The organism is Stenotrophomonas sp. CS3K5 (assembly GCF_059515225.1).
The window spans coordinates 187,543-213,121 of the sequence record NZ_JCAKRX010000006.1 but is presented as its reverse complement, the minus strand read 5'-3'; the positions used below and the strand labels follow the sequence as shown (position 1 = coordinate 213,121).

Genomic DNA, 25,579 nt, shown 5'->3' with positions numbered 1-25,579 from the left:
TTCGCGTGCCTGCGCGCCGATAGGCGGTGCGGGTGCGCACATCGCTGAACCGCTTCCCCAGTTGCGGATGAAACATTTTGCACTGCGCAAAAGCTGTGCTATCAATACACCCCATGAACGCAGCCCGCGCCAGCTTTTACTTTTGGTATTACTTTCCGAAGCCTCTGGCGGAGGAAGGATTGCGCTCACCCTGAAGAAAGCTTCAGACGCATTCCCGAAAGCCGCCAGCGAACCTGGCGGCTTTTTTCATGCCGCCACGCTGGGGACCCCCAACGTTCCGGAGAACCCCCGCAATGCCCCCGCACACCGACGACCTGCGTATCCGCACCATCGAACCGCTGACACCGCCCGCCCAGCTGCTGGCGATGCTGCCGTGTGACGATGAAGCTTCCGACACTGTCAGCGCCTCGCGCGCGGCCCTGCACCAGATCCTGCAAGGCCGTGACGACCGCCTGGCCGTGGTGGTCGGCCCGTGCTCGATCCACGACCCGAGTGCCGCCATCGAGTACGCCCAGCGCCTGAAGCCATTGCGCGATGCGCTGGCCGGTGAACTGGAAATCATCATGCGCGTGTACTTCGAGAAGCCGCGCACCACGGTGGGCTGGAAGGGCCTGATCAACGATCCGGACCTGGATGGCAGCTTCAGGATCGACAAGGGCCTGCGCATCGCACGTGGCCTGCTGCGCGACATCAACAAGCTCGGCCTGCCGGCCGGTGTCGAATTCCTCGACGTGATCTCGCCGCAGTACATCGCCGATCTGGTGGCATGGGGCGCCATTGGTGCACGCACCACTGAAAGCCAGGTGCACCGCGAACTGGCGTCGGGGCTGTCGTGCCCGGTCGGTTTCAAGAATGGCACCGACGGCAACGTCAAGATCGCCGCCGATGCCGTGGGTGCTGCTTCGAATCCGCATCACTTCCTGTCGGTCACCAAGCAGGGCGGCACCGCCATCGTGTCAACCACCGGCAACCCGGATTGCCACGTGATCCTGCGCGGCGGCAAGCAGCCGAACTACGACGCAGCCAGTGTGGCTGATGCCTGCCAGGCGCTGGCCAAGGCCAAGCTGCCGACACGCCTGATGATCGACGCCAGCCATGCCAACAGCCTGAAGAACCCGGAGAACCAGCCGACGGTGATCGAGGACATCGCCGTTCAGTTGGAAGACGGTGAACAGCGCATCGTCGGTGTGATGATCGAGAGCCATCTGGTCGGTGGCCGCCAGGAACTGGTCGAAGGCCAGCCGCTGGTCTACGGCCAGAGCATCACCGATGGCTGCATCGACTGGGACACCACCGTGACGGTGCTGGAGCGACTGGCTGCGGCCGTGCGCGCCCGTCGCGGAGTGAAGGTGTACGAAGCCGCCTGATGGGAGCCGCCTGAGTGCGGCATGTGTGTGGATGGCGGCCAGCGCCTGCGGGGGTGCGGCCGCGATCAGGGCCGGTCGGAGTTGGAGACCGGCCCGTCCGCACCGGCGATGCGCCTGGCGCTGCGTATGTGCGACAGCGCCAGGTACATCGCCGGGGTGGTGCAGGGCTCGAAGGGTGGCGCCGGGCCATGCCCGGCGAACACGCCATCGTTCAATGCACTTCGTCGTGATACACGAACTTCGGCATTTCCCAGCGGTAGTGGATCGCCAGCAGGCGCATCGCGAAGCCGCCGCCCAGGCAGCACAGGATGGCAGTGGCGTCGGCTACGCCCCAGTGCAGTAGCAGGAGATACGCCGCGCCGGTCAGCAGCGCGATGATTGCGTACAGCTCCTTCTGGAAGATCAGCGGCACCTCGTTGCAGAGGATGTCGCGCAGCACGCCGCCGAACGCACCGGTCAGCATGCCGGCAATCAACACGATGGGCGTGGCATGGCCCGCCTCACGCGCGATCGAGCAGCCGATCAGGGTGAAGGCGATCAGACCCAGGCCATCGAGCACCAGGAAGGTGCGGCGGAAGTGGTGCATCCAGCGCGCCACCCAGGTGGCGATCAGCGCCGCGCACACGGTGAAGCCCAGGTACTCGGGATGCTTCACCCAGCCCAGCGGGTAGTGGCCGAGCAGGATGTCGCGCAGCGAACCGCCGCCGAGGGCGGTGACGCAGGCGATCATGACCACGCCGAAGAGGTCCATGCGGCGGCGGCCAGCGGACAGCGCGCCGGTCATGGCTTCGGCGGAAATGGCGATCAGGTAGATGATGGAAAGCAGCATGGGGCAGGCTCCGGGCGCGGTGGGGCCGGCCATGCGCGTATACCGCCACTGCCTGCGCAATGACGTGATGACGATGACCGGTGCCGCTCCCGCTGTCCTTTTGCCTGAGAGTTCAGCGGCGTAGGCCGCGTGCCCCTTCGGCGGATCGTCCCGGGCATGCCCGGTGACCTCTCTCCAGCTCGGCGAGTCGAATGCATGGTTGGTGGGATTCCAGCCCACCGGCCTGAGCGATCATGGGAGCCTGCGCCTTCGGCGGGCGCCAGCGCGGCGCCTCTCTCCTGCATTCGGGCGCCAGTATATCCGCTGCAGTGCAGCACGGCATAATCCGGCCATGGCCCCGTCCCTCCGCCCCTGGTTCCTGTACCTGCTCGAATGCCGCGATGGAAGCTTCTACGCCGGCATCAGCACTGACGTGGACGCGCGTTTCGCTGCCCACCAGGCCGGCAAGGGTGCCCGCTACACCCGCGCCAGGCCGCCGCTGCGCATCCTGGCCGTGCGCGAATACCCGGACCGCGCCGCCGCCTCGCGCGCCGAATGGCAGCTCAAGCAGCAGCCGCGCGAACGCAAGCTGGCCTGGCTGCAGGCGCCTGCCGAGGCTGTTCTGTAGAGCCGAGCCCATGCTCGGCTGCTGGAGTGGCGACGAGGATCAGCCGAGCATGGGCTCGGCTCTACAGTAGATCCACGCCATGCGTGGATGGGCGCGTGCGCCCATGCCATGATCGCCCAGCCCTCAGCGCTGGAGACCCGGATGTCCGCCGTTGCCCTGTTGTTCGCTCTCTCCGCATCAACCAGCCCCGCCGCCGACCCGGCCACCCTCGCGGCCATCGAAGCGACCTGCCACGACTACGTGGACGGCCAGCTGGAAGCCGACCCGCAGCGCGTCGCCCGTTCCCTGCACCCGGATCTGGCCAAGCGCGCGGTGCTCGGCGATACGCCGGACGAACGACTCGGCCTGCGCCGGATGTCGAAGGAGGAGCTGGTCGCGCTGACGAAGCAAGGCGCACTGATGACCCCGAAGAATCAGTGGGACCGTCGCTGCACGGTGCTGGATGTGACCGGCAACGCCGCCTCGGTGAGGCTGGAAACGCCGTGGTTCGTCGACTACTTCCACATGGGGCGTTTCGAGCAGCGCTGGGTCATCGTCAACGCGCTGTGGTACCCGAAGCCGAAGGCGGAATAACCCATGCGCACTGCTGGCCGCGCATGGCTCGGCATCGCCGTGCTGGTCGCCGGCATCGTGCTGCTGCCTGGCCTGTTGTACCTGCTCGGGATGGCACTGGTGGACGGTCGACCGAAGCCGGCGGGCCGCGCCGCCAGTAATGTGGCAGCGTGCGGCACTGAACCACGAGCGGAATACCAGCCGATGAACCCATGGCGATTCACTGCCCAGTTCTTCGACAAGGACGTGATGAAGAAGGCGCCCGAAGTGGAGCGGGAAGCCCTCTGGATTGCCCAAAGCCACCTGTCGCAGCAGCCTCATCGCGGCATGCTGCGCCGGCATCTGAGCAGCGCAGCACTGACGATCTGGATTACCCGGCACTGGGGTGCGGCGCAGATTGCCGACACGGCGAGGAAGCAAGGCTTCTGCCAGCAATTCTCGCGCCCGCTGATGAAGTAGTGCCACGTCCTGCGTGGATGGCGTCAACGGGGTCGGAGCCCTTTCCTGCGGAAAGGGATCCGACCCTGCGGCTGCCGGCTCTACCGCTTCGGCCGCCGGTCGTCCTGGTCATCACCGAAGATGATGCGCGCGCTGCGCTGGTAGCTCCAGTACGCCACCGCCCAGTTCAGCAGCACCACGAGGCGGTTGCGGAAGCCGATCAGGAAGAACACGTGCGCGGCCAGCCAGAACCACCAGGCCAGCACACCGGACAGCTGCAGTCGGCCCAGGTGCACGATGGCGGCCATGCGGCCGATGGTGGCCAGGTTGCCGTAGTCGGCATACGTGAACGGACCGGGTTCGGGCTTGCCGTGCAGGCGCGCGCCGATCACCTCGGCCACGTACTTGCCCATCTGCTTGGCGGCCGGTGCCACGCCGGGTACAGGCTTGCCGTCGGCCTGGCTCAGTGCGGCCAGGTCACCGGCCACGAACAGCTCCGGGTGACCGGGCAGGGTCAGGTCCGGCTGCACCTGCACGCGCCCGGCGCGGTCCAGCGGCACCTCCAGCGTGCGCGCCAGCGGTGAGGCGGCCACGCCGGCGGCCCACACCACGGTGCGTGCCGGCACGAACTGATCGCCCAGCTTGAAGCCCTGGCTGTCGATGTCGCTTACCGGGGTGCCGGTCAGCACTTCCACGCCCAGCTTTTCCAGCTGCCGGCGCGCCTTCAGCGAAAGCACTTCCGGGAAGGAGGACAGCACGCGTGGCCCGGCTTCGACCAACCGCACCTTGGCGCTGGCCGGGTCGATGTGGCGGAATTCGTTGCGCAGCGTGTGCCGTGCGATCTCGGCCAGGGTGCCGGCCAGTTCAACGCCGGTGGGGCCGCCGCCGACGATGGCGAAACTCAACCACGCCGCCTTCTTGGTCGGGTCCGGCTCGGCCTCGGCGCGTTCGAAGGCCAGCAGCAGCTTACGGCGCAGCGCGATGGCGTCGTCCAGGGTCTTCAGGCCGGGCGCATCATCGGCCCACTGATCGTTGCCGAAGTAAGCGTGGGTAGCACCGGTGGCCAGCAGCAGGCTGTCGTAGTCCAGCGTGCTGCCATCGGCCATGCGGATCTGCCGGGCCTGTTTGTCGATGGCCACCACTTCGCCCAGCCGGACTTCCACATTGCGCTGGTGGCCGAGGATGTGGCGCAGCGGTGCGGCGATATCCGGCGCGGACAGGCCGGCGGTGGCCACCTGGTACAGCAGCGGCTGGAACAGGTGATGGTTGCGGCGGTCGACCAGGGTGATGCGTATGCGCTCGCGGGCCAGGGCACGGGTGGCCCAGAGACCGGCAAAACCGCCGCCGACAACGACCAGGTGGGGAACGCGCTCACGACTCATCGACTCACTCCAGTGGGGGCATTGGGGGAAGCGCCTGGCATCTTCGCACGCCGGCCGCCTGTCACGTCAGCGCCTGCAAGGATCGGCGATACTCGGGTTCAGGCACATGCCCCTGAGGAGCCCATGAGCGAACCGGAAAAGCGCATCGCCCTGTTGATCGACGCCGACAATGCGCCGGCCTCGAAGATCGACGAAGTCCTGGCCGAAGTGGCGCGCTATGGCGTGGCCAACGTGCGTCGCGCCTATGGCAACTGGAAGAGCCCGCGATTGAAGGGCTGGGAAGCGGTGCTGCACGAGTATGCGATCCGCCCGATCCAGCAGTTCGCTTACAGCAAGGGCAAGAATGCCTCGGACATGGCGATGGTGATCGATGCCATGGACCTGCTGTACGCGCGCAACCTGGATGGATTTGCCATCGTTTCCAGCGATGCCGATTTCACTCCGATGGTGATGCGCCTGCTTACCGACGGCGTGAAGGTGTATGGCTTCGGCGAGAAGAAAACACCGGAACCGTTCGTCAACGCGTGTTCGAAATTCACCTACCTGGAAGCGTTGGGCCAGACCCATGCCAGTGTGCCGGATGTCGAGCAGGCGCCGAGTGAGCAGACATCGAACGAGCCGCTGCCCAGCGACGATGCACGCCCGCGCAAGAGCGGCGCGGAAATGCGCAGCGACACCCGGCTGGTGAAGATGCTGAGGCGCGCGGTGTCGGCGGCCGAAGGCGAGGACGGCTGGTCGCATCTGGGGCCGGTCGGCAGCCAGATCGGCAACCAGGCCTCGTTCGATTCGCGCAATTACGGCTACGGCAAACTCAGTGACCTGCTGGCGGCCATTGGCCTGTTCGAGCTGAAGAAGGACGGCAAATCCTCCTACGTGCGCGCGCTGCCGAAAAAGAACCGGTAGTACTGGCCGCTGGCCGGCAATGCCCGGCCACCAGATCCAGCATCCAGCACGCACACACCCGCGCGGATCAGGCGTATCGTTGCCGCTCGCATTGCCAGCAAGGAAACCTGCATGTTGAAGATCTGGGGACGTCACAATTCCAGCAACGTCCGCAAGGTGTTGTGGTGTGCCGAGGAGATCGGCCTGCCCTACCAGTCCATCGAGGTGGGCGGCAGCCATGGCGGCACGCAGTCAGCCGAGTACGTGGCGATGAATCCGAACGGACTGGTGCCGGTGATCGAGGACCACGGCCTTCCGCTGTGGGAATCGAACACCATCGTGCGCTACCTGAGCGCACGCTATGCGCTGGGCACGTTGTATGCCGAAGACCCGATGGAGCGTGCGCAGGCCGAGAAGTGGATGGACTGGAGCACTTCGCGGATGGCGCCGCTGTACTCCGAACTGATCTGGGGCATCATGCGCACCGCCCCGGCCGACCGTGACGAGGCGCGCATCAATGCCGCCATCGTGCGTGCCGGAGACTATCTCGCCATGGCCAATGCCACGCTGGCCACCCAGCCGTGGCTGTCGGGCGCGAAGTTCGCGATGGGCGACATTCCGCTCGGTGCGCTGGTCTATGCCTGGTTCGAGCTGCCGATCCAGCGGCCGGAACTACCGCATCTGGCCGAGTGGTACGCCCGCCTGCGTGAGCGACCGGCGTACCAGCGTGGCGTGATGTCACCGATGACATAAGCGCCGGCGTTCCGGATAGCGGTGACCCCGCGGGTAGCGCCGGGCCATGCCCGGCGAACGCGGTGTACGAAGGTCCGCCGGGCACGGCCCGGCGCTGCGGTGCGAGGGGCCTCAATAAAGATCCGTTGGATCCACATCCAGCGACCAGCGCACCTTGCGTGCTTCCGGCAGCGCATACAGCTGCGGCACCAGCTGCGCCAGCACGCCATGCAGCGGGGGGCGCTGCGACGCCGACAACAACAACTGTGTGCGCTGGTAGCCGGCGCGGCGCGGCATCGGTGCCGGCATGGGGCCATACGCGTCCACCACCGCCTGTTCGCCCAGCAGCTGCCGTGCCGCCAGCAGGAAGGCATTGGCATGTTCGACCTGCTGCGCTTCGGCGCGCATCAGCGCCAGATGCGCGAACGGTGGGAAACCCGCAGCCTGGCGCTGGTTCAACTCAGCCTGCGCGAACGGGTGGTAGCCACCGCTGACCAGCGTTTCCAGCAGCGGGTGCCCTGGGTGGTGGGTCTGCAGCCAGACCTCGCCGGGATCACGTGCGCGGCCTGCACGGCCTGCAACCTGGATCAGCTGCTGGGCCAGTTTCTCGCTGGCGCGGAAGTCGGCCGAGAACAGCCCCTCGTCGATACCGACCACCACCACCAGAGTCAGCTTGGGCAGGTCGTGGCCCTTGGCCAGGATCTGCGTGCCGACCAGGATGCCGGGTTGGTCGCCCAGTTTCGCCAGCTGCTGCTCCAGCGCATCACGGCGTGAGGTGGTGCCGCGATCGATGCGGACCACCGGGAAATCGGCGAATGCGGCAGTGAGGTGCTCTTCCAGGCGTTCGGTGCCGATGCCCTGCGGTTGCAGGGCCAGGCTGCCGCAGGCCGGGCACGCCAGCGGTGCCGGCTGTCGCGCGCCACAGTGATGGCACTGCAGGCGACGGCCAGCGCCGTGCACGGTCATCGGCGCATCGCAGCGCTGGCACGGCGCAGTCCAGCCGCAGTCGTGGCACAGCAGCACCGGTGCGTAGCCACGGCGGTTCTTGAACACCAGCACCTGCTGGCCGCGCTGCAGGTGTTCGCCGATGCCGGCCAGCACATCGGCCGAGAGGCCGTCATGCAGTGGCCGCTTGCGCACATCCAGAATGCGCACGCGCGGTGGTCGTGCATCACCGGCGCGCTGCCTCAGGCGCAGGTGGGTGTAACGCCCGGCATAGGCGTTGTGCAGCGTTTCCAGCGAAGGGGTGGCGCTGCCCAGCAGCACCGGGATGCCCAGTGCCTTGGCCCGCACCAGGGCGAAATCGCGCGCGTGGTAGCGGATGCCGTCCTGCTGCTTGTAGCTGCCGTCGTGTTCTTCATCGACGATCAACAGGCCGGCCTGCGGCAACGGCGTGAACACTGCCGAACGCGTACCGACAATCACCCGTGCCTCGCCGCGCGAAGCCGCCGCCCAGACCCGCGCGCGCTCGTTGTCGTTCAGGCCCGAATGCAGCGCATGCACCGCGATGCCGAGGCGACCGCGGAAGCGCGCCAGGGTCTGCGGGGTGAGGCCGATTTCCGGCACCAGCACCAGCGCCTGCCGGCCTTGCGCCAGGCAGTGGATGATCGCCTGCAGGTAGACCTCGGTCTTGCCGCTGCCGGTCACGCCATCGAGCAGGAACGGCTGGAAACCTTCAGCAGCGTTGATCGACGCCACCGCCTCGGCCTGGTCGGGGTTGAGGGTGGGGCCGGGCAGCGGTTGCGCATGCTGCGGTGCCACGCTGAGCGCGACACGCTCGGCCAGTTCACGCTTGGCCAGGCTGCGCGCGGCGGTGCGCCAGTCCTGCATGCGTTCGCCCAGCACGTCTTCATCGACGATGGCCTCGGCCAGCAGTTCGGCCAATTGGCGGGGGCGGCTGCCGGCACGCAGCTTGTCGCGCTGTGCGCGGCCCTCGGCGGTCAGCTGCCAGCCCCAGTGATGGGTGTCGGGCAGCGGTTCGCCATGGCGCAGCGGGCCGGGCAGGGCGGTATTCACCACTTCGCCCAGCGGTGCGTGGGTATAGCGTGCCAGCCACTGCAGGCTCTGCCACAGTTCGCCCTGCAGCAGCGGCTGGCCGTCGCACCAGGCCAGCGCCTGGCGCAGCCCCTGGCCGTCTTCGCTGTGGCTGTGCCCGGCGACCACACCCACCAGTTCACGGTTGCCGAATGGCACCTTCAGGCGGCAGCCGACGGCCACCTCCGGGTCACCGCCCTGCGGCGACAGGTAGTCGAACAGGCGGGGCAGCGGGACGGGCAGGGCGACCTGCAGAGTCGGAATGGGGGCAAACATCGGGCCAGTGTAACGGGCCATGCGCACGCGGATGGCAGGCGCCGGAGGCGGTCGAGCGACGCCCCGGGAATCATAAATGTCACCTAAATATCGGTGTCCATTGGAGATTCAGTCTTATCCACACGTTCTGTGGATAACGTTGTGCGTTACCGGTCGACGGGCGCGTGTGAGGCTGATGGCGACAGCCTTGCCCTCGGGTTGGTCAAAAAATCGCCACACATTAAAAACCTTTGAAAACAGCAACTTGGGTGTGAAACATTGCTGAAACAGAGTGAATTCAGCTGGATGCCCCAGTTTTCCCCGCAGGGGGCGTGGTGCTGTGCACAACCTGCAGCACGAAGCAGCGGTTGGCGCAAGTCCTGCCGGGCGCCAATGGGCTGCCGCTATCATGCCGGCAGACCTTTGGAGTGACCGATGACAGCTGTGCCCGCCCCTGTTTCCTCGACCGCGGCCGGCGCGCTGGCGGCGTTCCTGCGCGGCGTCGAGCGCCGTGCCCTGGTGGTGGCCGAGCTGCAGTGCGGCGATGCCGCGCGTGCCGAGCAGACCCTGGTGGCCGTGATGCGTGCCTTCGCCGCTGTGGCCAGTGATCTGCCGATGGCGCAGTGGCCGACCCGGTTCTGGACCCTGTTGGGCCAGCGCCAGGCGCTGCGTGAGCCGGTGGGCGGGCAATGGCAGCCGCCGTTGGCGGCGCTGGGCGAGATGGCGCCCCTGCCGCGCCTGGCTCTGCTGCTGCGGGTGGGCGGCAGCCTGGACGAGGGCATTGCCATGCGCGTACTCGACCAGGACGAGGCGGGTTACCAGCATCTGCTGGCCGATGCCTGCCCGCGTGATGTGCATGGCCAGCCCGATGCCTCGGCCTGGCGCCAGTTGGCCGAACAGGTACAGGGGCGGATCCGTGACCTGCCGGCCAAGCGCCTGCAGCAGCTGCAGCAGCCGGCTGCAGCGGTGGCCAGCACTGAAGCCCCCACCACCAGTTGGCGCGCACCACAGCGCGACGAACGTGCGCCTGCCCATGGCAAGCGGCGGCGTCCGAATGCCAGGCCGCGCTGGCGCGGCCCACTGATCCTGCTGGTGACTGTGGCCGTGCTGCTGGTCGCCGCCCTCGGCTGGCGCCACTGGCAGGGCCATTCGTTCGGCAGTGATGCGCCGCTGCCCGAAGGCGTGGTGGGCGAGGCCGGTCCGGTCACAGTGGAAGCGCTGCCGCCGAGCACCGTCAACGCCCCTCCGGTGGCGACCCCGGTCCAGGCCGCGGATGACGCCACGATGCTGGGCGACCGCGACTATCCGCTGGTCGCCGACGCCGATCTGTATGCGTGGACGGCCGCCGGCGGACCGCTGCCGGTGGACGAGTCGCAATCCAAGCCGAGCCGGCCGGAGCCGGCCAGCACCACGCTGGAAACCGCCGCCGCCGATGAATAAGACCGTGTTCGCCAGCCTGCTGCTGGCCCTGCCGTTGTCGCTTTCGGCCGCGCCGCAGACCTTGAATGTGCCGTTGCCGGCACCGTCGCCGGCCGCACCGGCCGCGCTGCCGGCATCGACCGCTGCGCCGTCGGCCTTTGTCCAACTCGATGCGCAGCAGCAGCGCCAGCGCCGCGCCGACTACGCCGCCTGGCGCGCGTTGCCGGAAGGCGAGCGCGAGCGCATCCGCCAGGCGGCTGCGCGTTTCAATGCGCTGCCGGCCGACCAGCAGCAACGCCTGCGCCAACAGTTCCAGGCGCAGGACCAGGCCTTCCGTGAAGGCTGGCGGCTGGGCCCGCAGCTGGGTCTGGAGTTTCCCAAGCTGCATGGGCTGTTCGGGTTCGTGCCGCCGGAGCAGCGGGAGACCGCACTGGCCGTGCTGCGCCAGCTCAGCCCGGCGCAGCTGGCCCAGCTGACCCTGGTCGCGCAGCGCACGCCGCCGCAGGAGCGCGACGCCGTACGCAGCGCCTTCCTCGCCGTGCCCGCCGCCGAGCGCGACGCCTGGCTCAAGCGCCAGGCCGGCCAGTAAAAAAGGGGACGGAGGGGATTAAGTCGCATCCGGCACTAATGGGCCTGAAACGACTTAATCCCCTCCGTCCCCTTTTGTGCGGGGCTGCTGAACCCCGGCATTCACGCCATGTCATGGGAATGCGCGCGCGGCGCGCGTAAGATGACCGGCCGCAACCCGGTGCCTGTGCCCTTCGCGCGCAACCGTAGTTCGCGTCAAGCACCTTATGTCTACTGCAACCTCCACGCCGCGCTTCAGCAAGGAAGTCGGCGCCACCGGTCTGCTCGCCCTGCCGCTTGTGCTGGGCCACGTATCCACCGGTCTGATCTCCTTCGTCGACAACGTGATTGCCGGCCACCACGCCACGGCGACCCTGGCCGCGGTGACCATCGGTACCGCACTGTTGTGGCTGCCGATGCTGATCCCGATCGGCACGCTCATCTCGCTTACCGCCTCGGTCTCGCAGCTGCATGGCGCCGGCCGCGAGCGCGAGATCGGCCCGCTGTTCCGCCAGGCGTTGTGGCTGGCGCTGGGCCTGGGCCTGATCATGTTCACCTTCCTCACCGTGGTGCCGCCGCTGCTGCCGGCGTTCGGCATCGCACCGGACATCGTGCCGGGAGCGACCGCGTTCCTGCATGCGGTGCGCTGGGGCGGTCCGGCGCTCACCCTGTACTTCTGCATGCGCTACCTCAGTGAAGGCATGCACTGGACGCTGCCGACCATGCTGCTCGGTTTCGGTGGCCTGCTGGTACTGGCGCCAATGGGCTATGTGCTGGCCAACGGCAAGCTCGGTTTCCCGGAAATGGGCGCCGAAGGGCTCGGTATCGCCTCGGCGGTGATGATGTGGCTGCAGGCCATCGCCTTCGCCACCTACCTGTGGTTCACCAAGCGCTTTGCCCACCTGCAGCTGTTCTCGCATTTCGAAGGCCCGCGCTGGAAGGCGATCTGGGACCTGCTGCGTACCGGCCTGCCGATCGGCATCACCGTGCTGATGGAAGGCGGTCTGTTCATCGTCACCGCGCTGCTGATCGGCCGCCTCGGTGCCAACGAGGCGGCCGCACACCAGATCGCGATCAACGTCGCGCAGCTGTGCTTCATGATCCCGATGGGGGTGGCCGAGGCCACCACCGTGCGCGTGGGCCATGCGGTCGGCCGTGGCGATGGCTTCGGCGTGCGCCGTGCGGCGTGGGCCGGCTACGCGATCATCATGGGCACGCAGACCTTGTCGGCGGCGGTGCTGCTGTTCGGCCACGACGCCATCGTCGGCGTCTACACCAACGATCTGGCGGTGGCCGGGCTGGCCTCGACCCTGCTGCTGTATGCGGCGACCTTCCAGTTCCCCGATGGCATCCAGGTGCTGTCGGCCGGCGCGTTGCGCGGCCTGAAGGACACCCGCGTGCCGATGTTCATCGCCATGTTCGCGTACTGGGGCCTGGGCATGCCGCTCGGTGCCGGGCTCGGCCTGGGCCTGGGCATGGGGCCGCAGGGCATGTGGATCGGCCTGATCGTCGGCCTGACCGCCGCCGCCATCCTGATGGGCTGGCGCCTGCGCCGCAGCAGCCTGCGCATCGGCCAGTCGATGCTGTCCTGACCTTCTGCGCCCGCCATGTTCACCCCTGGCGGGCGATCCCCTGACTTGTGTCCGATGCTGCATCACGCGGCAGCGGCTATGCTGGTACCACGGCAAGAAGCCATCCGGAGCGTTCCATGAATCAACCCGTGCCCCCGCTGCCCCCGGCGCGTCGCAACCCCGTCGCCAGTTTCTTCATCGGGCTGTGGGACGTCATGAACTTCACCCGCCGGTTGATCCTCAACCTGCTGTTCTTCGGCCTGCTGTTCCTGCTGCTGGTGATGTTCATCGTCGCTGCCGGCATGGGCGCCGGTGCCAGCAAATCGCTGCAGGACCGGACCACCCTGGTGATCGCGCCGGAAGGCCGCCTGGTCGAGCAGTTCAGCGCTGATCCAGTCAGCCGCGCGCTGGCCAAGGCAGTGGGCGACAACAGTGCCGAAGAGATCCAGCTGCGCGACCTGCTGCGGGTGATCGAGTCGGCCAAGGAAGACAAGAAGATCGAGCGGGTAGTGCTGGAGCTGGACAAGCTGCAGCCGTCCGGCTTCGCCTCGCTGCGTGAAGTCGCCGCCGCGCTGCAGGACCTGCGCGCCTCGGGCAAGCAGCTGGTGGCCTACAGCGAGAGCATGGGCCAGTCGCAGTACCTGCTGGCCGCACAGGCCGATGAGGTCTACCTGGACCCGATGGGCTCGGTGGTGCTGGAAGGCCTGGGCCGTTACCGCCAGTACTTCCGCACCGGCCTGCAGGACAAGCTGGGCGTGGACGTACACCTGTTCAAGGTGGGCGAGTACAAGTCCGCGGCCGAGCCGTATGTGCTCGACGCCGCCTCGCCGGCCTCCAAGGAAGCCGACCTGTTCTGGATGAACGATGTGTGGCAGCGCTACCTGGGTGATATCGCCAAGGCGCGCCGCCTGGACCCGGCACAGCTGGCTGCGGGCATCGATACGCTGCCCGAAGGCGTGGCCGCCGCCGGTGGCGATCTGGCCAAGTTCGCCCTGCAGCAGAAGCTGGTGACGGCGCTGAAGACCCGCGAGGAATTCGAGGATCTGATGATCGAGCGCGGCGTGGCCGATGACGATGCCGACGGCGGTTTCCGCAATGTCGATTTCGGCGGCTACCTGGCCCTGCTCGACGCACGTCGCAACCCGGTGGACTCGCGTCCGCAGGTGGCCGTGGTGGTCGCCGCCGGCGAAATCAGCGGCGGTGACCTGCCTGCCGGTCGCATCGGTGGCGAATCGACCTCGGCGCTGCTGCGTGCTGCGCGCGATGACGAGAACGTCAAGGCGGTGGTGCTGCGCGTGAGCTCTCCAGGGGGCGAAGTCTTTGCCTCCGAGCAGATCCGTCGTGAAGTGGTGGCCCTGCAGGCTGCCGGCAAGCCGGTGGTGGTATCGATGGGCGACCTGGCCGCATCGGGTGGTTACTGGATCAGCATGAATGCCGACCGCATCTATGCCGATCCGTCGACCATCACCGGATCGATCGGCATCTTCGGCATGATTCCCAACTTCAGCCGCGCGCTGGACAAGATCGGCGTGCATACCGACGGTGTCGGCACCACCCGCTTTGCCGGTGCGTTCGATGTGACCCGCCCGATGGACCCGGCCGTTGGCCAGGTCATCCAGTCGGTGATCAACAAGGGCTACGCCGATTTCACCGGCCGTGTCGCCGAGGCCCGCAAGAAGCCGGTCGAGGCCATCGATGAAGTGGCCCGTGGTCGCGTGTGGAGCGGTGCCCAGGCCAAGGAGCGCGGTCTGGTTGACGCCTTCGGTGGTTTGAAGGATGCCGTGGCCGATGCGGCCGGCCGCGCCAAGCTCGGCAAGACCGACGCCTACCGCGTGCGCTACATCGAGAAGGCGGCCACGCCGTTCGCGCAGTTCGTCAGCGGTTTCGCCGGCAGCCGTGCCGGTGCGTGGATGCTGTCCGACTCGGGCATGGCGCGGATGATGCTGGCCCGCACGATGCCGGAAGTGGACACGCAGCTGCGTTTCGTCGAGAACGCGGCCCGCGAGAAGGGCAACGGCGCGCCGGTGAAGGCGCTGGCGTACTGCTTCTGCGGGTTCTGACCGGCAACGGTATCGAATGAGAACGCCCGGCCCAGGCCGGGCGTTTTCATTCATGGGGTCGGATCCCTTTGCGGCGCAAAGAGCTCTGACCCCACCGGTCAATGCGTCGCGTCGGCCTCGGCCTTGCGCTCGCGCGTGTCGCTATCGTCCAGGATCTTCTGCACCCCCTTGGCGCGGTCCAGTGGTTCGTTGATCGCGCGCGACATCGCTTTCGGCACCGGCGGCTGTTCCGGGTTCGGTGCGGGCGGGCGCTGGCAGGCACACAGCAGCACGGCAGCCAGCAGGGGCATGGACAGGTTCAGGATGCGCATGGCGGCACTCCATGACGGGCGTGCCCGCAGTGTCGCATCCCCGGCAGGGGGCCGCCGTGAGCGCGTATCCTTGCCGCATCGGAACACAGCGGGCGCGGCCCGGGAGAACACATGACCCAGCAACGGTGGCGCCTGGATGGCCAGACGGCCCTGATCACCGGCGCCAGCGCCGGCATCGGCCTGGCCATCGCGCACGAACTGGCCGGCTTTGGCGCCGACCTGATGATCGTCGGGCGCGATATCGACATGCTGGAGACCGCACGCGACGAACTGCTGGACGTGCATCCGCAGATGCAGGTGCATGCGCTGGCCGCCGATGTCTCCGATGACGAAGACCGCCGGCAGATCCTCGACTGGGTGGAAGACCACAGCGATGGCCTGCACATCCTGGTCAACAACGCCGGCGGCAACATCACCCGGCCCGCGACCGAATACACCGAGGACGAATGGCGCAACATCTTCGAGACCAACCTGTTCTCGGCGTTCGAACTGTCGCGCTACGCGCATCCGCTGCTGGCGCGCCACGCCGCGTCGTCCATCGTCAACGTCGGCAGCGTATCCGGCCTGACCCACGTGCGCAGTGGCGTGGTCTATGGCATGACCAAGGCGGCCATGCACCAGATGACCCGCAACCTGGCCGTGGAATGGGCCGAGGACGGTATCCGGGTCAATGCCGTGGCGCCGTGGTACATCCGCACGCGGCGAACCTCCGGCCCACTGTCGGACCCGGACTACTACGAGGAGGTGATCGACCGCACGCCGATGCGTCGCATCGGTGAGCCGGAGGAAGTGGCGGCGGCCGTGGGCTTCCTGTGCCTGCCGGCAGCCAGCTATGTCACCGGCGAATGCATCGCCGTGGATGGTGGATTCCTGCGTTACGGGTTCTGATCGCGGGTCTCGGGTCTCGGTAGTGCCGGCCGCCGGCCGGCAACTGCAATCCTCTGAACATCGTGTGGCTGCCGGCCAGCGGCCGGCCCTACCGGGTGGCGGTCATCCCGGCACCGGGCAATGGCTGGCCTCCAGCACACCCTGCAACCGCTCGCGCTCGCCCTGGGCATGTTCGCGGTTCTCCGGCGCGGCAAAGCGCTCGCGGCCGCGTGCGTCGCGGAAGCGCTGCTGCCAGCTGCCACAACGCTGTGCCTCGGGCAGCTCCTCGCAGGTGTCGCGCACCACTTCGCAGCTGGCCGCATTGACCGGCGTTGCACCACCCAGGCCCTGCACGGTCATCAGTTCGCAGCGTGCCGGCGAGGCCTCGTATTCGTGCAGGTAGCCGCCGCCCTGGCTGTCGGTGCACTGGAAGATCGGGGGCAGCGGCGGCCTCGGCGGCCCGTCGCTGGCGGCACGCGCCTCGGCATCGTGGTGCAGCGCTGCGCTGTCCAGGATCTGATCGCCGCCTTCGGCTTCCACCATGCCCGCTTCCATGATCGTGCGCCCTTCGTCCGCGCGCCGTGGCGCCGTCGGGGGCGCAGCCGGCGCAGCCCCTCCGCTGGCCCCGGAAACGGCGGCCGCGGCGGGATCCTGTACCGGTGAGGGTTCGCTCACGGCCGGTTCGGCATTGGCCGGCGCCGGTACGCGAAGAACCTGCTGCTGGCTGCCGGCCGGGCAGGGCGTACGTTGCAGGGTCGGAACGTCGCTGCTGCCGGAGGTGCAGCGGTAGATCACGCCTTCTTCGGCCATTGCAGCGCCGGGCAACACGGCCAGGGCCAGCCAGATCAGTCTGTTCATGCGTACAGCGTACAGGCTGCGCTCAGCGCTCGCAGTCCTGCGACAGGCGTGCGTCGATGCCGCGCTGTTCGGTGCTGATGGTGGTGCGTTCGCTCTGAAGCGCACTGTTGTAGCGGCGGTCCAGTTCCCAGCGGCGGTCACGCAGGCGTGCGCACACTTCCTGCTGCGGCAGGGCGTGGCAGGTGTCGCGCACCAGCACGCTGCCGGCCGGTATCTCCACGCCGACACCGACCGTGGGCGGACGATACCCGGCGCCTCCGCCGATGGGCCGACCCACCCGCCCACCGATGGACGGGCGCGGACCGGGATGGCCGCCGCCGGGGTACCCGTGTGGCAACCAGATGCTGGTCCACAACGGGACCCAGCGCGGATTGCCCTCGTTGCTGTCGCTGGTGTAGCGCCGGCCGTCGTCGCTCACGCATTCGTACATCGGCTGCGGCGGCTGGATGTAGACGTGGCGCACTTCGCGCCCGCCGATGGCCGGCGTGGCGCTGGGCGGTGGTGGCGGGGTGTCGCTGCTGACCACTCTCGGCGGCGGATCGCGCGGGCGCTGCAGGTCGCGGACTTCCTGCCGCCCGTTGCTGCAGGGTTTGTCCTGCAGGGCCACGGCACCGTTGCTGGCCACGCAGCGGTACACGCGCACGTCGTCGGCGGCCGGCGCTGCGCTCCACGGCAGCAGCAGGCACAGACCCAGGGCGGTGCGTGTCAGGTTCATGGCAGCAGGGTGCGGGATTGTCCGGAACCGTGCAATCGTCGGCTCACGAGCGCAGCACGTTGCCGCTGAGCGCATCGCGGATCGGTGTCGGCTGGGCCAGGCCGCCGGTCTGGCCATCAAGCACTCCGTCAAGCAGGCGCAGCAGGCGTGGATCCAGCTCTTCGCGGCGGCGCGCCGGCGGTTCACCGGCCAGGTTGGCGCTGGTCGACACCAGCGGGCCGCCCCAGGCATTGCACAGGGCGGCCACCAGCGGATGCGCGCTGATGCGCACGGCGATGCCGCTGTGCTCGCCGGTGATCCAGGGCTGCGCCCGAGGACCGGCCGGCAGGATCCAGGTGTTGGCACCGGGCCAGCTGGCCAGCACGGCACGTTGGCGGGCGTCGGGCAGCGCCTGCAGGCGCACCCAGCCTTCCAGCTGCGGCAGGTCGGCGGCGACCAGGATCATGCCTTTCTCGATGGGGCGTTGTTTCAGCCGCAGCACCATGTGCACCGCCGCTTCGTGCGAGGGATCGCAGCCCAGACCCCAGACCGCTTCGGTCGGGTAGGCGATCACGCCGCCGGCGCGGAGCGTGGCGACAGCGGAGTCCAGGGTGAGTTCTTTCATGACGGCAACCAGGCCCGACGTGGGCCTTCATTATCCCCCTGCGGCGTGCAGATGGGGTGGTGGGTGCGGACCGTTGGTCCGCACGCCTTGACCTTCATCCACGCATAGCGTGGATCTATTTTGCGGCTTTTTTCACCGCTTTCTTGGCCGCCTTCTTCACGGCCTTCTTCACCGCCTTCTTGGCCGGTGCCTTCTTGGCTGCCGCCTTCTTCGGTGCCGCTTCCTTCTTCACCGCCGCCTTCTTGGCCGGGGCCTTCTTCGCCGCGGCCTTCTTGGCGCCGAAGCCCTTGCGCACCGGCTTGCCGGTTTCTTCCATCAGCTGCTGCACCTCAGCCAGGGTCAGCGATGCCGGCTCGCGATCCTTGGGGATCTTGCCGTTCATTTTCCCGTCGCTGATGTACGGGCCGAAGCGGCCGTTCAGCACCTGGATGTCGCTGCCTTCGAATTCCTTGATGATCCGGTTGCGCGCGATCTCTTCCTTCTCTTCCACCAGGAACACGGCGCGGGCCAGGTCGATGGTGTACGGGTCGTCTTCCTTCTTCAGCGAGGCATAGGTGCTGCCACGCTTGGCGAACGGCCCGAAGCGGCCGATGCCGACACTGACCGGTTCGCCCTTGTCCTCACCCAGCGCGCGCGGCATCAGGAACAGTTCCAGCGCGTCTTCCAGGGAAATGGTGTGCATCGACTGGCCGGGGCGCAGCGAGGCGAACTTGGGCTTTTCCTCGGCGTCCTCGGCGGTACTGCCGATGGCCGCGTACGGTCCGAAACGGCCCAGGCGCACGCTCACCGGCTTGCCGGTCTTGGGATCGGTGCCGAGCTCGCGCGCGCCACTGGCCTCGGCGCGGTCGACCGATTCCTTCTTGTCTTCCACCAGCTCCTTGAACGGCTCCCAGAAGCGGGCCATCAGCGGAATCCACTCTTCTTCGCCACGCGAGACGGCGTCGAGCTCGTCTTCAAGCTTGGCGGTGAAGTCGTAGTCCACGTACTGGGTGAAGTGGCTGGACAGGAACTTGGACACCGCACGGCCGACGTCGGACGGGCGGAAGCTGCGGCCTTCCATTTCCACGTACTTGCGGAACAGCAGGGTCTGGATGATCGAGGCGTAGGTCGAGGGACGGCCGATGCCATACTCTTCCAGCGCCTTCACCAGTGCCGCTTCGGTGTAGCGCGGCGGCGGCTGGGTGAAATGCTGTTCGGCCAGGATGCGTTCCAGCGGGATGCGGTCGCCGGGCTTCATCGCCGGCAGCTTGCGGCCTTCGTCCTCGTCTTCGGCGCTCTTGCTGTCCTTGCCTTCCTCGTACACGGCCAGGAAGCCGGGCACCACCACGGTGGTGCCGCTGGCGCGGAACACGTGCTCGCTGCCGGCGGACAGATCGACGCTGACGGTGTTGAGCGTGGCCGGAATCATCTGGCAGGCCACCGCGCGCTTCCAGATCAGTTCGTACAGGCGGCGCTCGTCGTCGGTCAGGAAGCGGGCAACCTGGGCCGGGGTGCGCAGGGCGGAGGTCGGGCGCACCGCTTCGTGCGCTTCCTGGGCGTTCTTCGACTTGGTCTGGTAGGTGTTGGGCTGGTCCGGCAGCGAGGCGATGCCGTAGTCGCGGGCGATCACGTCGCGGATCTCGGCCAGCGCATCCTGCGACAGGTTCACCGAGTCGGTACGCATGTACGAGATCAGGCCGACCGTGCCTTCGTCACCGATCGCCACGCCTTCGTACAGCTTCTGCGCCACCTGCATGGTCTTGCGGGTGGTGAAGCCGAGCTTGCGCGAGGCTTCCTGCTGCAGGGTGGAGGTGGTGAACGGCGGCGCCGGGCGGCGCTTGCGCTCCTTGCTGGCCACATCGGTGACATGCAGCGAGCCCTGCGCGGCCTGCTGGATGCGCAGACGGGCGGCCTCGGCGGTGTCGCCGTCGGTGATGGTGAACTGCTCGAACTTCTGCCCGTCCAGCTTGATCAGCTTGGCATTGAAGTGCTGCGACGGGTGCGCGCACTCGGCGCCGATGGACCAGTATTCGCGGGCGATGAAGGCTTCGATCTCCTCCTCGCGCTCGACGATCATGCGCAGTGCCGGGCTCTGCACGCGGCCGGCGGACAGGCCACGCTGCACCTTGCGCCACAGCACCGGAGACAGGTTGAAACCGACCAGGTAGTCCAGCGCGCGGCGCGCCTGCTGGGCATCGACCAGGTCGCTGGCGATGGCGCGCGGCTGGCTGATCGCTTCCTTGATGGCGCGCGGGGTGATCTCGGTGAACACCACCCGCTGCATCGGCTTGTCCTTGACCAGCCCGCGCTCCTTCAGGATCTCGGCGATGTGCCAGCTGATCGCCTCACCCTCGCGGTCCGGGTCGGTTGCCAGCAGGATGTCATCGGCGCCCTTGGCGGCCTTGGCGATCGCATCGACGTGTTTCTCGTTCTTGTCGATGACGTCGTAGTGCATGGCGAACCCGTTGTCCGGGTCGACCGCGCCTTCCTTCGGAATCAGGTCACGCACGTGCCCATACGAGGCCAGGACGGTGTAATCCTTGCCGAGGTATTTGTTGATCGTCTTGGCCTTGGCCGGCGATTCGACGATGAGCAGGTGCTTGGGCATGGCAGCAGGGTCTGTGGGGCGAACCGTGGGGAAGGGGCCGCTAGGGTGGAGCAAACGGCCGCATTAGTGAAGCGGCCACGGGCAAATCCATAAACTGAACGCCCGGTACTGTGCCGGGCGTTCAGGTTTCACCTTGTTAGAGGAATCACGCCCGGGCGGCCCCTGTCAAGCAGCCAGGCGTGAGGATGGCCGTTCAGGAGGCCATCTTGGCGATGAAGCCGACCGCGAACACCAGCAGGGCCAGGCCGGCCAGCGTCAGCAGGCCGGTCACCACCAGGATCGCGATGGTGACCGCGCCCAGTTCGCGCCGTTGCAGGTGCGGCTGGTCGGTGAAGGCCCAGCGATCCACCACCAGGGTGTCGCAGATCATGTCGTGCAGGCCCTGCTTGCGCTCGGTGAAGGCGGCCATCAGGAAGCCGATGCCCAGGGTCACGCTGCTCAGCATCGCCGCCCAGTAGCGACCAAAGGCGCGGCCCTTGGTCAGGCGCTCGCCGTTGCTGCGCACCACCTTGATGCCGACCGCCATCTTGCCCAGCGTGGCGCCGCCCTGCGAGGCATGGAACCAGGTGTAATACGCCATGCCGATGCCGAGGTTGATCAGCGCGCTGGCCAGCTGCGCGACGATTTCGATGGCGGTATCACCACCGCCGAACGCACCCATGCTGGCGCCCAGCACGACACCGATGATGGCGCCGATGATGCCGCCGGGAATGGCCAGCACGAAGTAGTCGATCATGTAGGCGGCCACACGCTTCCAGAAGCCGGCGTAGACCACTTCGCCACCGGCGATCGGTTGGCCATGGCTGCTGTCGCCGGCAGCCGCAGGGGCGCTGTAGGGCGAGCTGCTGAGGGCGCCGGTGCCGGGCAGGGGCGCGCTGCCGTTGTCGATCGCGGCATAGTCGCCGCGCAGGTCGAAGCCGCCACTGGCGGCGGTCGTGCTGGCATCGGCCAGCGTCTGCAGGCCGAGCTCGTCGACCACCTGGCGCAGCGCGGCCCATTGCGCCATGCCCTCTCGCCAGACCAGGGTGTCCAGATTCAATTGGCCGCGCTGGAAGCGCTGGCGGATCTCCTGGACCGGCAGCGGGCCTTGGCGTTGCTGTCCTTCGGCGTAGTACCACTCGGTCATTGCATGTTCCCTGTAGGATCGTCCTTGGAAGCGCGGTCGTGCATGCGGCTCAGCCGCGGCACGACGGCGGCAGGTACTTGTTGTCGCTCTCGCCGCTGCATTCCCAGCGGCCGCTGTCGCGGTCGTATTCCAGCCACAGCAGGTCGCCGTCGATCTGCTTGCCCGGCGCGGCCAGTGTGGCTTCGATGCCGCAATGGCCGTTGTTGAAGCGGCCGATGTGCACGGCCGACAGGCCCACCTGGGTGAAGTCGCCCGGGGCCGGGAAACCGGCGTCGTTGGCGCCGGGGCAACGGCCTTCCTCATCGGCGAAATGCTGCACCTGGTCCTGCAACGGGTGCAGGGCATCGGCCGCGGCGGCGACCTTGGCACGCAAGGTGTACTCGTTGTAGGCCGGCAACGCGATCGCCGCCAGAATGGCCATGATCGGCACCAGCACCAGCAGCAACCCACCACCGATGATCGCGGTGAGGGCGCAGCCGGAGAGCTTCTTCTTCGGTGGCGGCAACACGCCGGCGGCGGCGGCCGTGGCGGTATAGGGGGTGGAGGGCGGCAGCACCGGTGGCTGCGGCGGCGCGGGTTCCGGCGTGGGGTCAGGCGTCAGCGGCGGTGTTGCCGCGTCCAGTGCCGGCACGATCAGGCCCAGCTCGTCCACGACGCTGCGCAACGGCTGCCATTGCGGCAGGCCGTCGCGCCACACCAGGGTGTCCAGGGTGATCTGGTTGTTGCGGAACAACTCCACCACCTGTTCCGCCGGCAGCGGACCCTGCTGCCGGTTGCCTTCTGCATGGAACCACTCGCTCACGGGGACGCTCCTGAATGCGCTATGCCCCCAAGTGTACGGTCAGTGCAGGGGTTCTGGCTCGTCCATGAACATCTGCGTTTCCATCCAGGCGTAGGCTGCCTCGGAGCCGGGCTGGTTGAACAGCACCATCAGCACGACCCATTTCAGGTCGTCCAGGTCCAGTTCGTCCTGGTCCAGGGCCATCGCCCGGTCCAGCACCAGCTCGCGCTGGTCGGCGTCGAGGATGCCGTGCTGTTCCAGATACAGCAGGAAACCGCGGCATTCCACGTCCAGCTTGTCCAGCTCGGGGCCGTGGTAGACGCGCACAGGACCGTCGACCCGTGCCTGGGCCATGCTCGGTCGCTGCGCGGCCAGGGCGTCGAGCCAGTCGAACGCCTTGTTGATCTCGGTGGGGCTGAAACCGGCCTGGATCAGGCCGTTCTGGAGCGAATCGCGGTCACGGATCAGGTCCGCATCTTCGCTGAAATAGTGTTCAAACAGGTACAGCAGTACGTCCAGGATGCTCTCTTTCATTGCCCCTCGGCCTGCGTCGCGCGACGCTGTGGAGGTGAAGAAACTAGGGAGTTCGACAGTAGCGGCCGTGTACGCACACCACGATTCCCGCCAGTTCCATGGCCAGCAGCATGGAGGACACCTGTGGCGCCGTCAATCCACAGCGCGTGATCAGTGAATCCATACCGCTTGGGTTGTGGTCCAGGGCCCGCCACAAGCACTGGTAGTCAGGGTCGTTCGCCCAGCGCGCCGGCAGGAGCGCCGGCAGTGCCTGTTCAGTGGGGGTGGCCAGCCGCGATTGCAAGCCCGGCAGCTGCTGGCGCAGGGCGGGGGCCAGCAGCTCCAGTACGTCCTCGGGACGCTCGACCAGCGCCGCGCCCTCGCGGATCAGGCGGTGGCAGCCCGCCGCCCGCGGGTTGAGCACCGAGCCGGGCAGTGCGCAGACCTCGCGGCCGGCCTCGGCGGCCAGCCGTGCGGTGATCAGCGCGCCCGAGCGCTGTGCAGCTTCGACCACCACCGTGGCCAGTGCCAGCCCGGCCACCAGCCGGTTGCGCGCCGGGAAATGGCCGGGGCGCGCGGGCGTGCCGGGCAGGTACTCGCTGAGCACCACGCCGTCGGCGGCGATCCGCGCCTGCAGCCGAGCATGGCTGTCCGGATAGGCCCGGTCCGGGCCGGTGCCAATCACCGCCACGGTGCAGCCACCGGCGTCCAGTGTGGCCTGGTGGGCCGCGGCGTCGATGCCGGCCGCCAATCCACTGGTCACGGCCAGGCCGGCCTCGACGAAGCACCCGGCAAAGCGGGCCGCCAGCGCGCGGCCGCCCGGTGTTGGCGAGCGGCTGCCGACCAGGGCCACCGATGGGCGCCAGGCCAGGCTGGGGTCGCCGGCCGTGAACAGGGCCAGCGGTGGGTTGGGCACCTCCAGCAGCGACGGTGGGAAGGCGGGGTCGGTGCAGGCCAGCAGGTGATGGTGGTCGTCCTGCAGCCAGCGCAGCGTGCTTGCCCACGCCTTCGGGGCGGGGCGCTCCAGTGCCGCGCACTGCTCCGGCGTGCAGCCGTGTTCACGCCATCCGGCGACGCCGCGTGCGATGGCCGCCGTGGCGTCCTCGGCCCCTTGCAGCAGTGCCCGCCGTGGCGCCAATGCGCCGCCCGCCATCACCAGGCGCAGCAGCGCCTCATCCATCTGTCTGGTCATTGCCCCACTATCGGCCGGATGCAACGAAGGCGCCCTAGGGCGCCTTCGCGTGTGACCGTCAGGGTTTGCCGGAGACCGCCCCTGCAGAGCCGAGCTTGCTCGACGCTACTTCGCGTCCGGGTGCAGCGCGTTGTAGCCCACCCGCACCGGCTTCACGCCCTGCATCACCAGCGCGTAGCTGACGTTGTCGAAGGTGCGGAACACCATCGCGTGCGCGGCATACTCATCCGGCAGCGAGACGCGGCCGGCGCCGGTGCTCAGCGCGTCGTCCATGCGCGAGGAGGTCGGGTACTTCATGCGGTGCGCGACATGACGGCCCGGACGCCACAGCGAGAACACCGTTCCGTTGTCCACGCCCTGCGCGCGGCCTGCCGAGATCGCGATCACGTCGCGCGGGCCACCGGCGGTGAACATGTCGGTCACTGCCAGCACGCGCACATCCACGCCTTCGACCCCGGCTGCCGGTACGTGCGGCACGAACTGCAGGTCGTACGGGCGGGCCTCGATCGGCACCAGACGGTCGCCGGAACGCACTTCACGGCCGCCGACGTTCTTGTCCAGGACCAGAGTGGACGCTTCGACCTTGCCGCCGGCGATCTGGGTGATGGTGCCGGTAGCGACCTGGGCCAGCTCGTAGCCCAGCACGCCACGGCGCGCGTTGGGGGCGTTGTAGGCCTTCCACAGGTTGCCGCTGCCGGGGGTGACATCGCCATTGGCGGTCAGATCCTCGGTCGGCTTGGGCTGGGCGTAGCGCACAGTCGGGCGGACCACGGCCCAGCGCTGGCCGACCTGGGCGTCGGCCAGGCGGACATAGACGGTATCGCCGCCGGAGACGCGCAGCCGGTTGTCTTCCAGGCCGACCACGTAGGGCAGCTGCTTGACACTGTCGACCACGCTCAGCTGCTTCAGGAACGGCTCGACCTGGGCCAGCGGAATGGCATCGATCGGGGCCTCCTGGCGCGGGCCGGGCTGCGCGGCCACGGTCACCCGGTCCAGATAGGCCAGGCTCAGCACGTCACCGGGATAGATAAGGTGCGGGTTGGCGATCTGCGGATTGGCCTGCCAGATCTCCGGCCACAGCCAGGGCTTCTGCAGGAAACGCGCGGCGATATCCCACAGCGTGTCCCCTTTTCGGACCACATAGGTGTCCGGGTGCCCGCCATTCACTTCCACGGCGGTAGCATAGGCAGCCACGGTCAGCATCGCCGCGGCGACGACCGTACGAAAACGAAGCAACATAGGTGTGAAGCCCTGATTCCCCAACAGGTTCGCGCACTATAGTCCAGAAACCGGGGCGCAAGGCAAGCGTTGGAGCTAGAATCTGCGACGT

Annotated in this window: 24 protein-coding genes and 2 riboswitches; of the genes, 11 read left to right on the top strand and 13 right to left on the bottom strand. The window is 67.9% G+C overall.

Features of this window, described 5'->3' with window-relative positions:
* Positions 1–293: 293 nt before the first annotated feature.
* Positions 294–1,367: a 3-deoxy-7-phosphoheptulonate synthase gene (locus AC5YGJ_RS11330; protein ID WP_496186582.1), complete on the top strand. Its 1,074-nt coding sequence runs from the start codon at positions 294–296 to the stop codon at positions 1,365–1,367.
* A gap of 211 nt (positions 1,368–1,578) precedes the next feature.
* On the opposite strand, the gene AC5YGJ_RS11325 is transcribed toward AC5YGJ_RS11330, so the two are convergent.
* Complete coding sequence (locus tag AC5YGJ_RS11325) at positions 1,579–2,196, bottom strand: trimeric intracellular cation channel family protein (RefSeq protein ID WP_107231868.1); 618 nt, start codon at positions 2,194–2,196, stop codon at positions 1,579–1,581.
* An 82-nt stretch (positions 2,197–2,278) separates the two neighbouring features.
* Positions 2,279–2,384: riboswitch (glycine riboswitch) on the bottom strand.
* Between the two features lie 13 nt (positions 2,385–2,397).
* Positions 2,398–2,487, bottom strand: a riboswitch (glycine riboswitch).
* A 40-nt stretch (positions 2,488–2,527) separates the two neighbouring features.
* Between AC5YGJ_RS11325 and AC5YGJ_RS11320 the strand changes: the two genes are divergently transcribed.
* The 3 genes from AC5YGJ_RS11320 to AC5YGJ_RS11310 all read left to right on the top strand — a co-directional run bounded on the left by AC5YGJ_RS11320 (position 2,528) and on the right by AC5YGJ_RS11310 (position 3,814).
* Positions 2,528–2,803 carry a GIY-YIG nuclease family protein gene (locus tag AC5YGJ_RS11320; protein ID WP_249842727.1) on the top strand — a complete coding sequence of 92 codons (276 nt, stop codon included), beginning with the start codon at positions 2,528–2,530 and terminating at the stop codon, positions 2,801–2,803.
* A gap of 141 nt (positions 2,804–2,944) precedes the next feature.
* Positions 2,945–3,376, top strand: coding sequence for a nuclear transport factor 2 family protein (locus AC5YGJ_RS11315; protein ID WP_496186581.1), 432 nt, complete (start codon positions 2,945–2,947; stop codon positions 3,374–3,376).
* A gap of 3 nt (positions 3,377–3,379) precedes the next feature.
* Entirely contained in the window at positions 3,380–3,814 is a 435-nt protein-coding gene (locus AC5YGJ_RS11310; protein ID WP_496186580.1) for a hypothetical protein, read from the top strand.
* A gap of 80 nt (positions 3,815–3,894) precedes the next feature.
* Here the strand turns inward: AC5YGJ_RS11310 and AC5YGJ_RS11305 are convergent, their stop codons facing one another.
* Complete coding sequence (locus tag AC5YGJ_RS11305) at positions 3,895–5,175, bottom strand: NAD(P)/FAD-dependent oxidoreductase (protein WP_496186579.1); 1,281 nt, start codon at positions 5,173–5,175, stop codon at positions 3,895–3,897.
* A gap of 123 nt (positions 5,176–5,298) precedes the next feature.
* Between AC5YGJ_RS11305 and AC5YGJ_RS11300 the strand changes: the two genes are divergently transcribed.
* On the top strand, positions 5,299–6,078 hold the full coding sequence (locus AC5YGJ_RS11300) for an NYN domain-containing protein (protein ID WP_249842730.1): 780 nt from the start codon (positions 5,299–5,301) through the stop codon (positions 6,076–6,078).
* Between the two features lie 111 nt (positions 6,079–6,189).
* Complete coding sequence (locus AC5YGJ_RS11295; RefSeq protein ID WP_107231874.1) at positions 6,190–6,810, top strand: glutathione S-transferase family protein; 621 nt, start codon at positions 6,190–6,192, stop codon at positions 6,808–6,810.
* Positions 6,811–6,921: 111 nt separating this feature from the next.
* Here the strand turns inward: AC5YGJ_RS11295 and AC5YGJ_RS11290 are convergent, their stop codons facing one another.
* Complete coding sequence (locus tag AC5YGJ_RS11290) at positions 6,922–9,099, bottom strand: primosomal protein N' (RefSeq protein WP_496186625.1); 2,178 nt, start codon at positions 9,097–9,099, stop codon at positions 6,922–6,924.
* A 414-nt stretch (positions 9,100–9,513) separates the two neighbouring features.
* Between AC5YGJ_RS11290 and AC5YGJ_RS11285 the strand changes: the two genes are divergently transcribed.
* From AC5YGJ_RS11285 to sppA, 4 genes are all read left to right on the top strand, one after another.
* The gene (locus tag AC5YGJ_RS11285) at positions 9,514–10,518 is read left to right on the top strand and encodes a hypothetical protein (protein ID WP_496186578.1); all 1,005 of its coding nucleotides are present in this window, start codon (positions 9,514–9,516) and stop codon (positions 10,516–10,518) included.
* The gene (locus AC5YGJ_RS11280) at positions 10,511–11,086 is read left to right on the top strand and encodes a DUF3106 domain-containing protein (RefSeq protein WP_249842732.1); all 576 of its coding nucleotides are present in this window, start codon (positions 10,511–10,513) and stop codon (positions 11,084–11,086) included. Before AC5YGJ_RS11285 ends, AC5YGJ_RS11280 begins: the two co-directional genes overlap by 8 nt.
* A gap of 205 nt (positions 11,087–11,291) precedes the next feature.
* The gene (locus tag AC5YGJ_RS11275) at positions 11,292–12,656 is read left to right on the top strand and encodes an MATE family efflux transporter (RefSeq protein ID WP_032129679.1); all 1,365 of its coding nucleotides are present in this window, start codon (positions 11,292–11,294) and stop codon (positions 12,654–12,656) included.
* 116 nt (positions 12,657–12,772) lie between these two features.
* Complete coding sequence (gene sppA, locus AC5YGJ_RS11270) at positions 12,773–14,695, top strand: signal peptide peptidase SppA (RefSeq protein WP_249842733.1); 1,923 nt, start codon at positions 12,773–12,775, stop codon at positions 14,693–14,695.
* Between the two features lie 98 nt (positions 14,696–14,793).
* Here the strand turns inward: sppA and AC5YGJ_RS11265 are convergent, their stop codons facing one another.
* Positions 14,794–15,006: a hypothetical protein gene (locus tag AC5YGJ_RS11265; protein WP_496186577.1), complete on the bottom strand. Its 213-nt coding sequence runs from the start codon at positions 15,004–15,006 to the stop codon at positions 14,794–14,796.
* Positions 15,007–15,117: 111 nt separating this feature from the next.
* Between AC5YGJ_RS11265 and AC5YGJ_RS11260 the strand changes: the two genes are divergently transcribed.
* Complete coding sequence (locus AC5YGJ_RS11260) at positions 15,118–15,894, top strand: SDR family oxidoreductase (protein ID WP_249842735.1); 777 nt, start codon at positions 15,118–15,120, stop codon at positions 15,892–15,894.
* A 102-nt stretch (positions 15,895–15,996) separates the two neighbouring features.
* Here AC5YGJ_RS11260 and AC5YGJ_RS11255 read toward each other — a convergent pair whose 3' ends face one another.
* From AC5YGJ_RS11255 to AC5YGJ_RS11215, 9 genes are all read right to left on the bottom strand, one after another.
* Positions 15,997–16,731: a hypothetical protein gene (locus AC5YGJ_RS11255; RefSeq protein ID WP_496186576.1), complete on the bottom strand. Its 735-nt coding sequence runs from the start codon at positions 16,729–16,731 to the stop codon at positions 15,997–15,999.
* Positions 16,732–16,753: 22 nt separating this feature from the next.
* Positions 16,754–17,446, bottom strand: coding sequence for a DUF4124 domain-containing protein (locus AC5YGJ_RS11250; protein WP_496186575.1), 693 nt, complete (start codon positions 17,444–17,446; stop codon positions 16,754–16,756).
* A gap of 43 nt (positions 17,447–17,489) precedes the next feature.
* Entirely contained in the window at positions 17,490–18,050 is a 561-nt protein-coding gene (gene tsaC / locus AC5YGJ_RS11245; RefSeq protein WP_309338946.1) for an L-threonylcarbamoyladenylate synthase type 1 TsaC, read from the bottom strand.
* Positions 18,051–18,165: 115 nt separating this feature from the next.
* Positions 18,166–20,637 carry a DNA topoisomerase I gene (locus AC5YGJ_RS11240; protein WP_107231884.1) on the bottom strand — a complete coding sequence of 824 codons (2,472 nt, stop codon included), beginning with the start codon at positions 20,635–20,637 and terminating at the stop codon, positions 18,166–18,168.
* Positions 20,638–20,830: 193 nt separating this feature from the next.
* On the bottom strand, positions 20,831–21,763 hold the full coding sequence (locus AC5YGJ_RS11235; protein WP_249842739.1) for an RDD family protein: 933 nt from the start codon (positions 21,761–21,763) through the stop codon (positions 20,831–20,833).
* A gap of 49 nt (positions 21,764–21,812) precedes the next feature.
* Positions 21,813–22,565: a pilin gene (locus AC5YGJ_RS11230; protein ID WP_496186574.1), complete on the bottom strand. Its 753-nt coding sequence runs from the start codon at positions 22,563–22,565 to the stop codon at positions 21,813–21,815.
* A 39-nt stretch (positions 22,566–22,604) separates the two neighbouring features.
* Positions 22,605–23,078 (bottom strand): DUF494 family protein, encoded by a 474-nt coding sequence (locus AC5YGJ_RS11225; RefSeq protein WP_057497164.1) that lies wholly within the window; start codon positions 23,076–23,078, stop codon positions 22,605–22,607.
* A 43-nt stretch (positions 23,079–23,121) separates the two neighbouring features.
* Positions 23,122–24,249: a DNA-processing protein DprA gene (gene dprA, locus AC5YGJ_RS11220; protein WP_496186573.1), complete on the bottom strand. Its 1,128-nt coding sequence runs from the start codon at positions 24,247–24,249 to the stop codon at positions 23,122–23,124.
* 105 nt (positions 24,250–24,354) lie between these two features.
* Positions 24,355–25,488, bottom strand: coding sequence for a LysM peptidoglycan-binding domain-containing protein (locus AC5YGJ_RS11215; protein ID WP_496186572.1), 1,134 nt, complete (start codon positions 25,486–25,488; stop codon positions 24,355–24,357).
* Positions 25,489–25,579 lie beyond the last annotated feature (91 nt).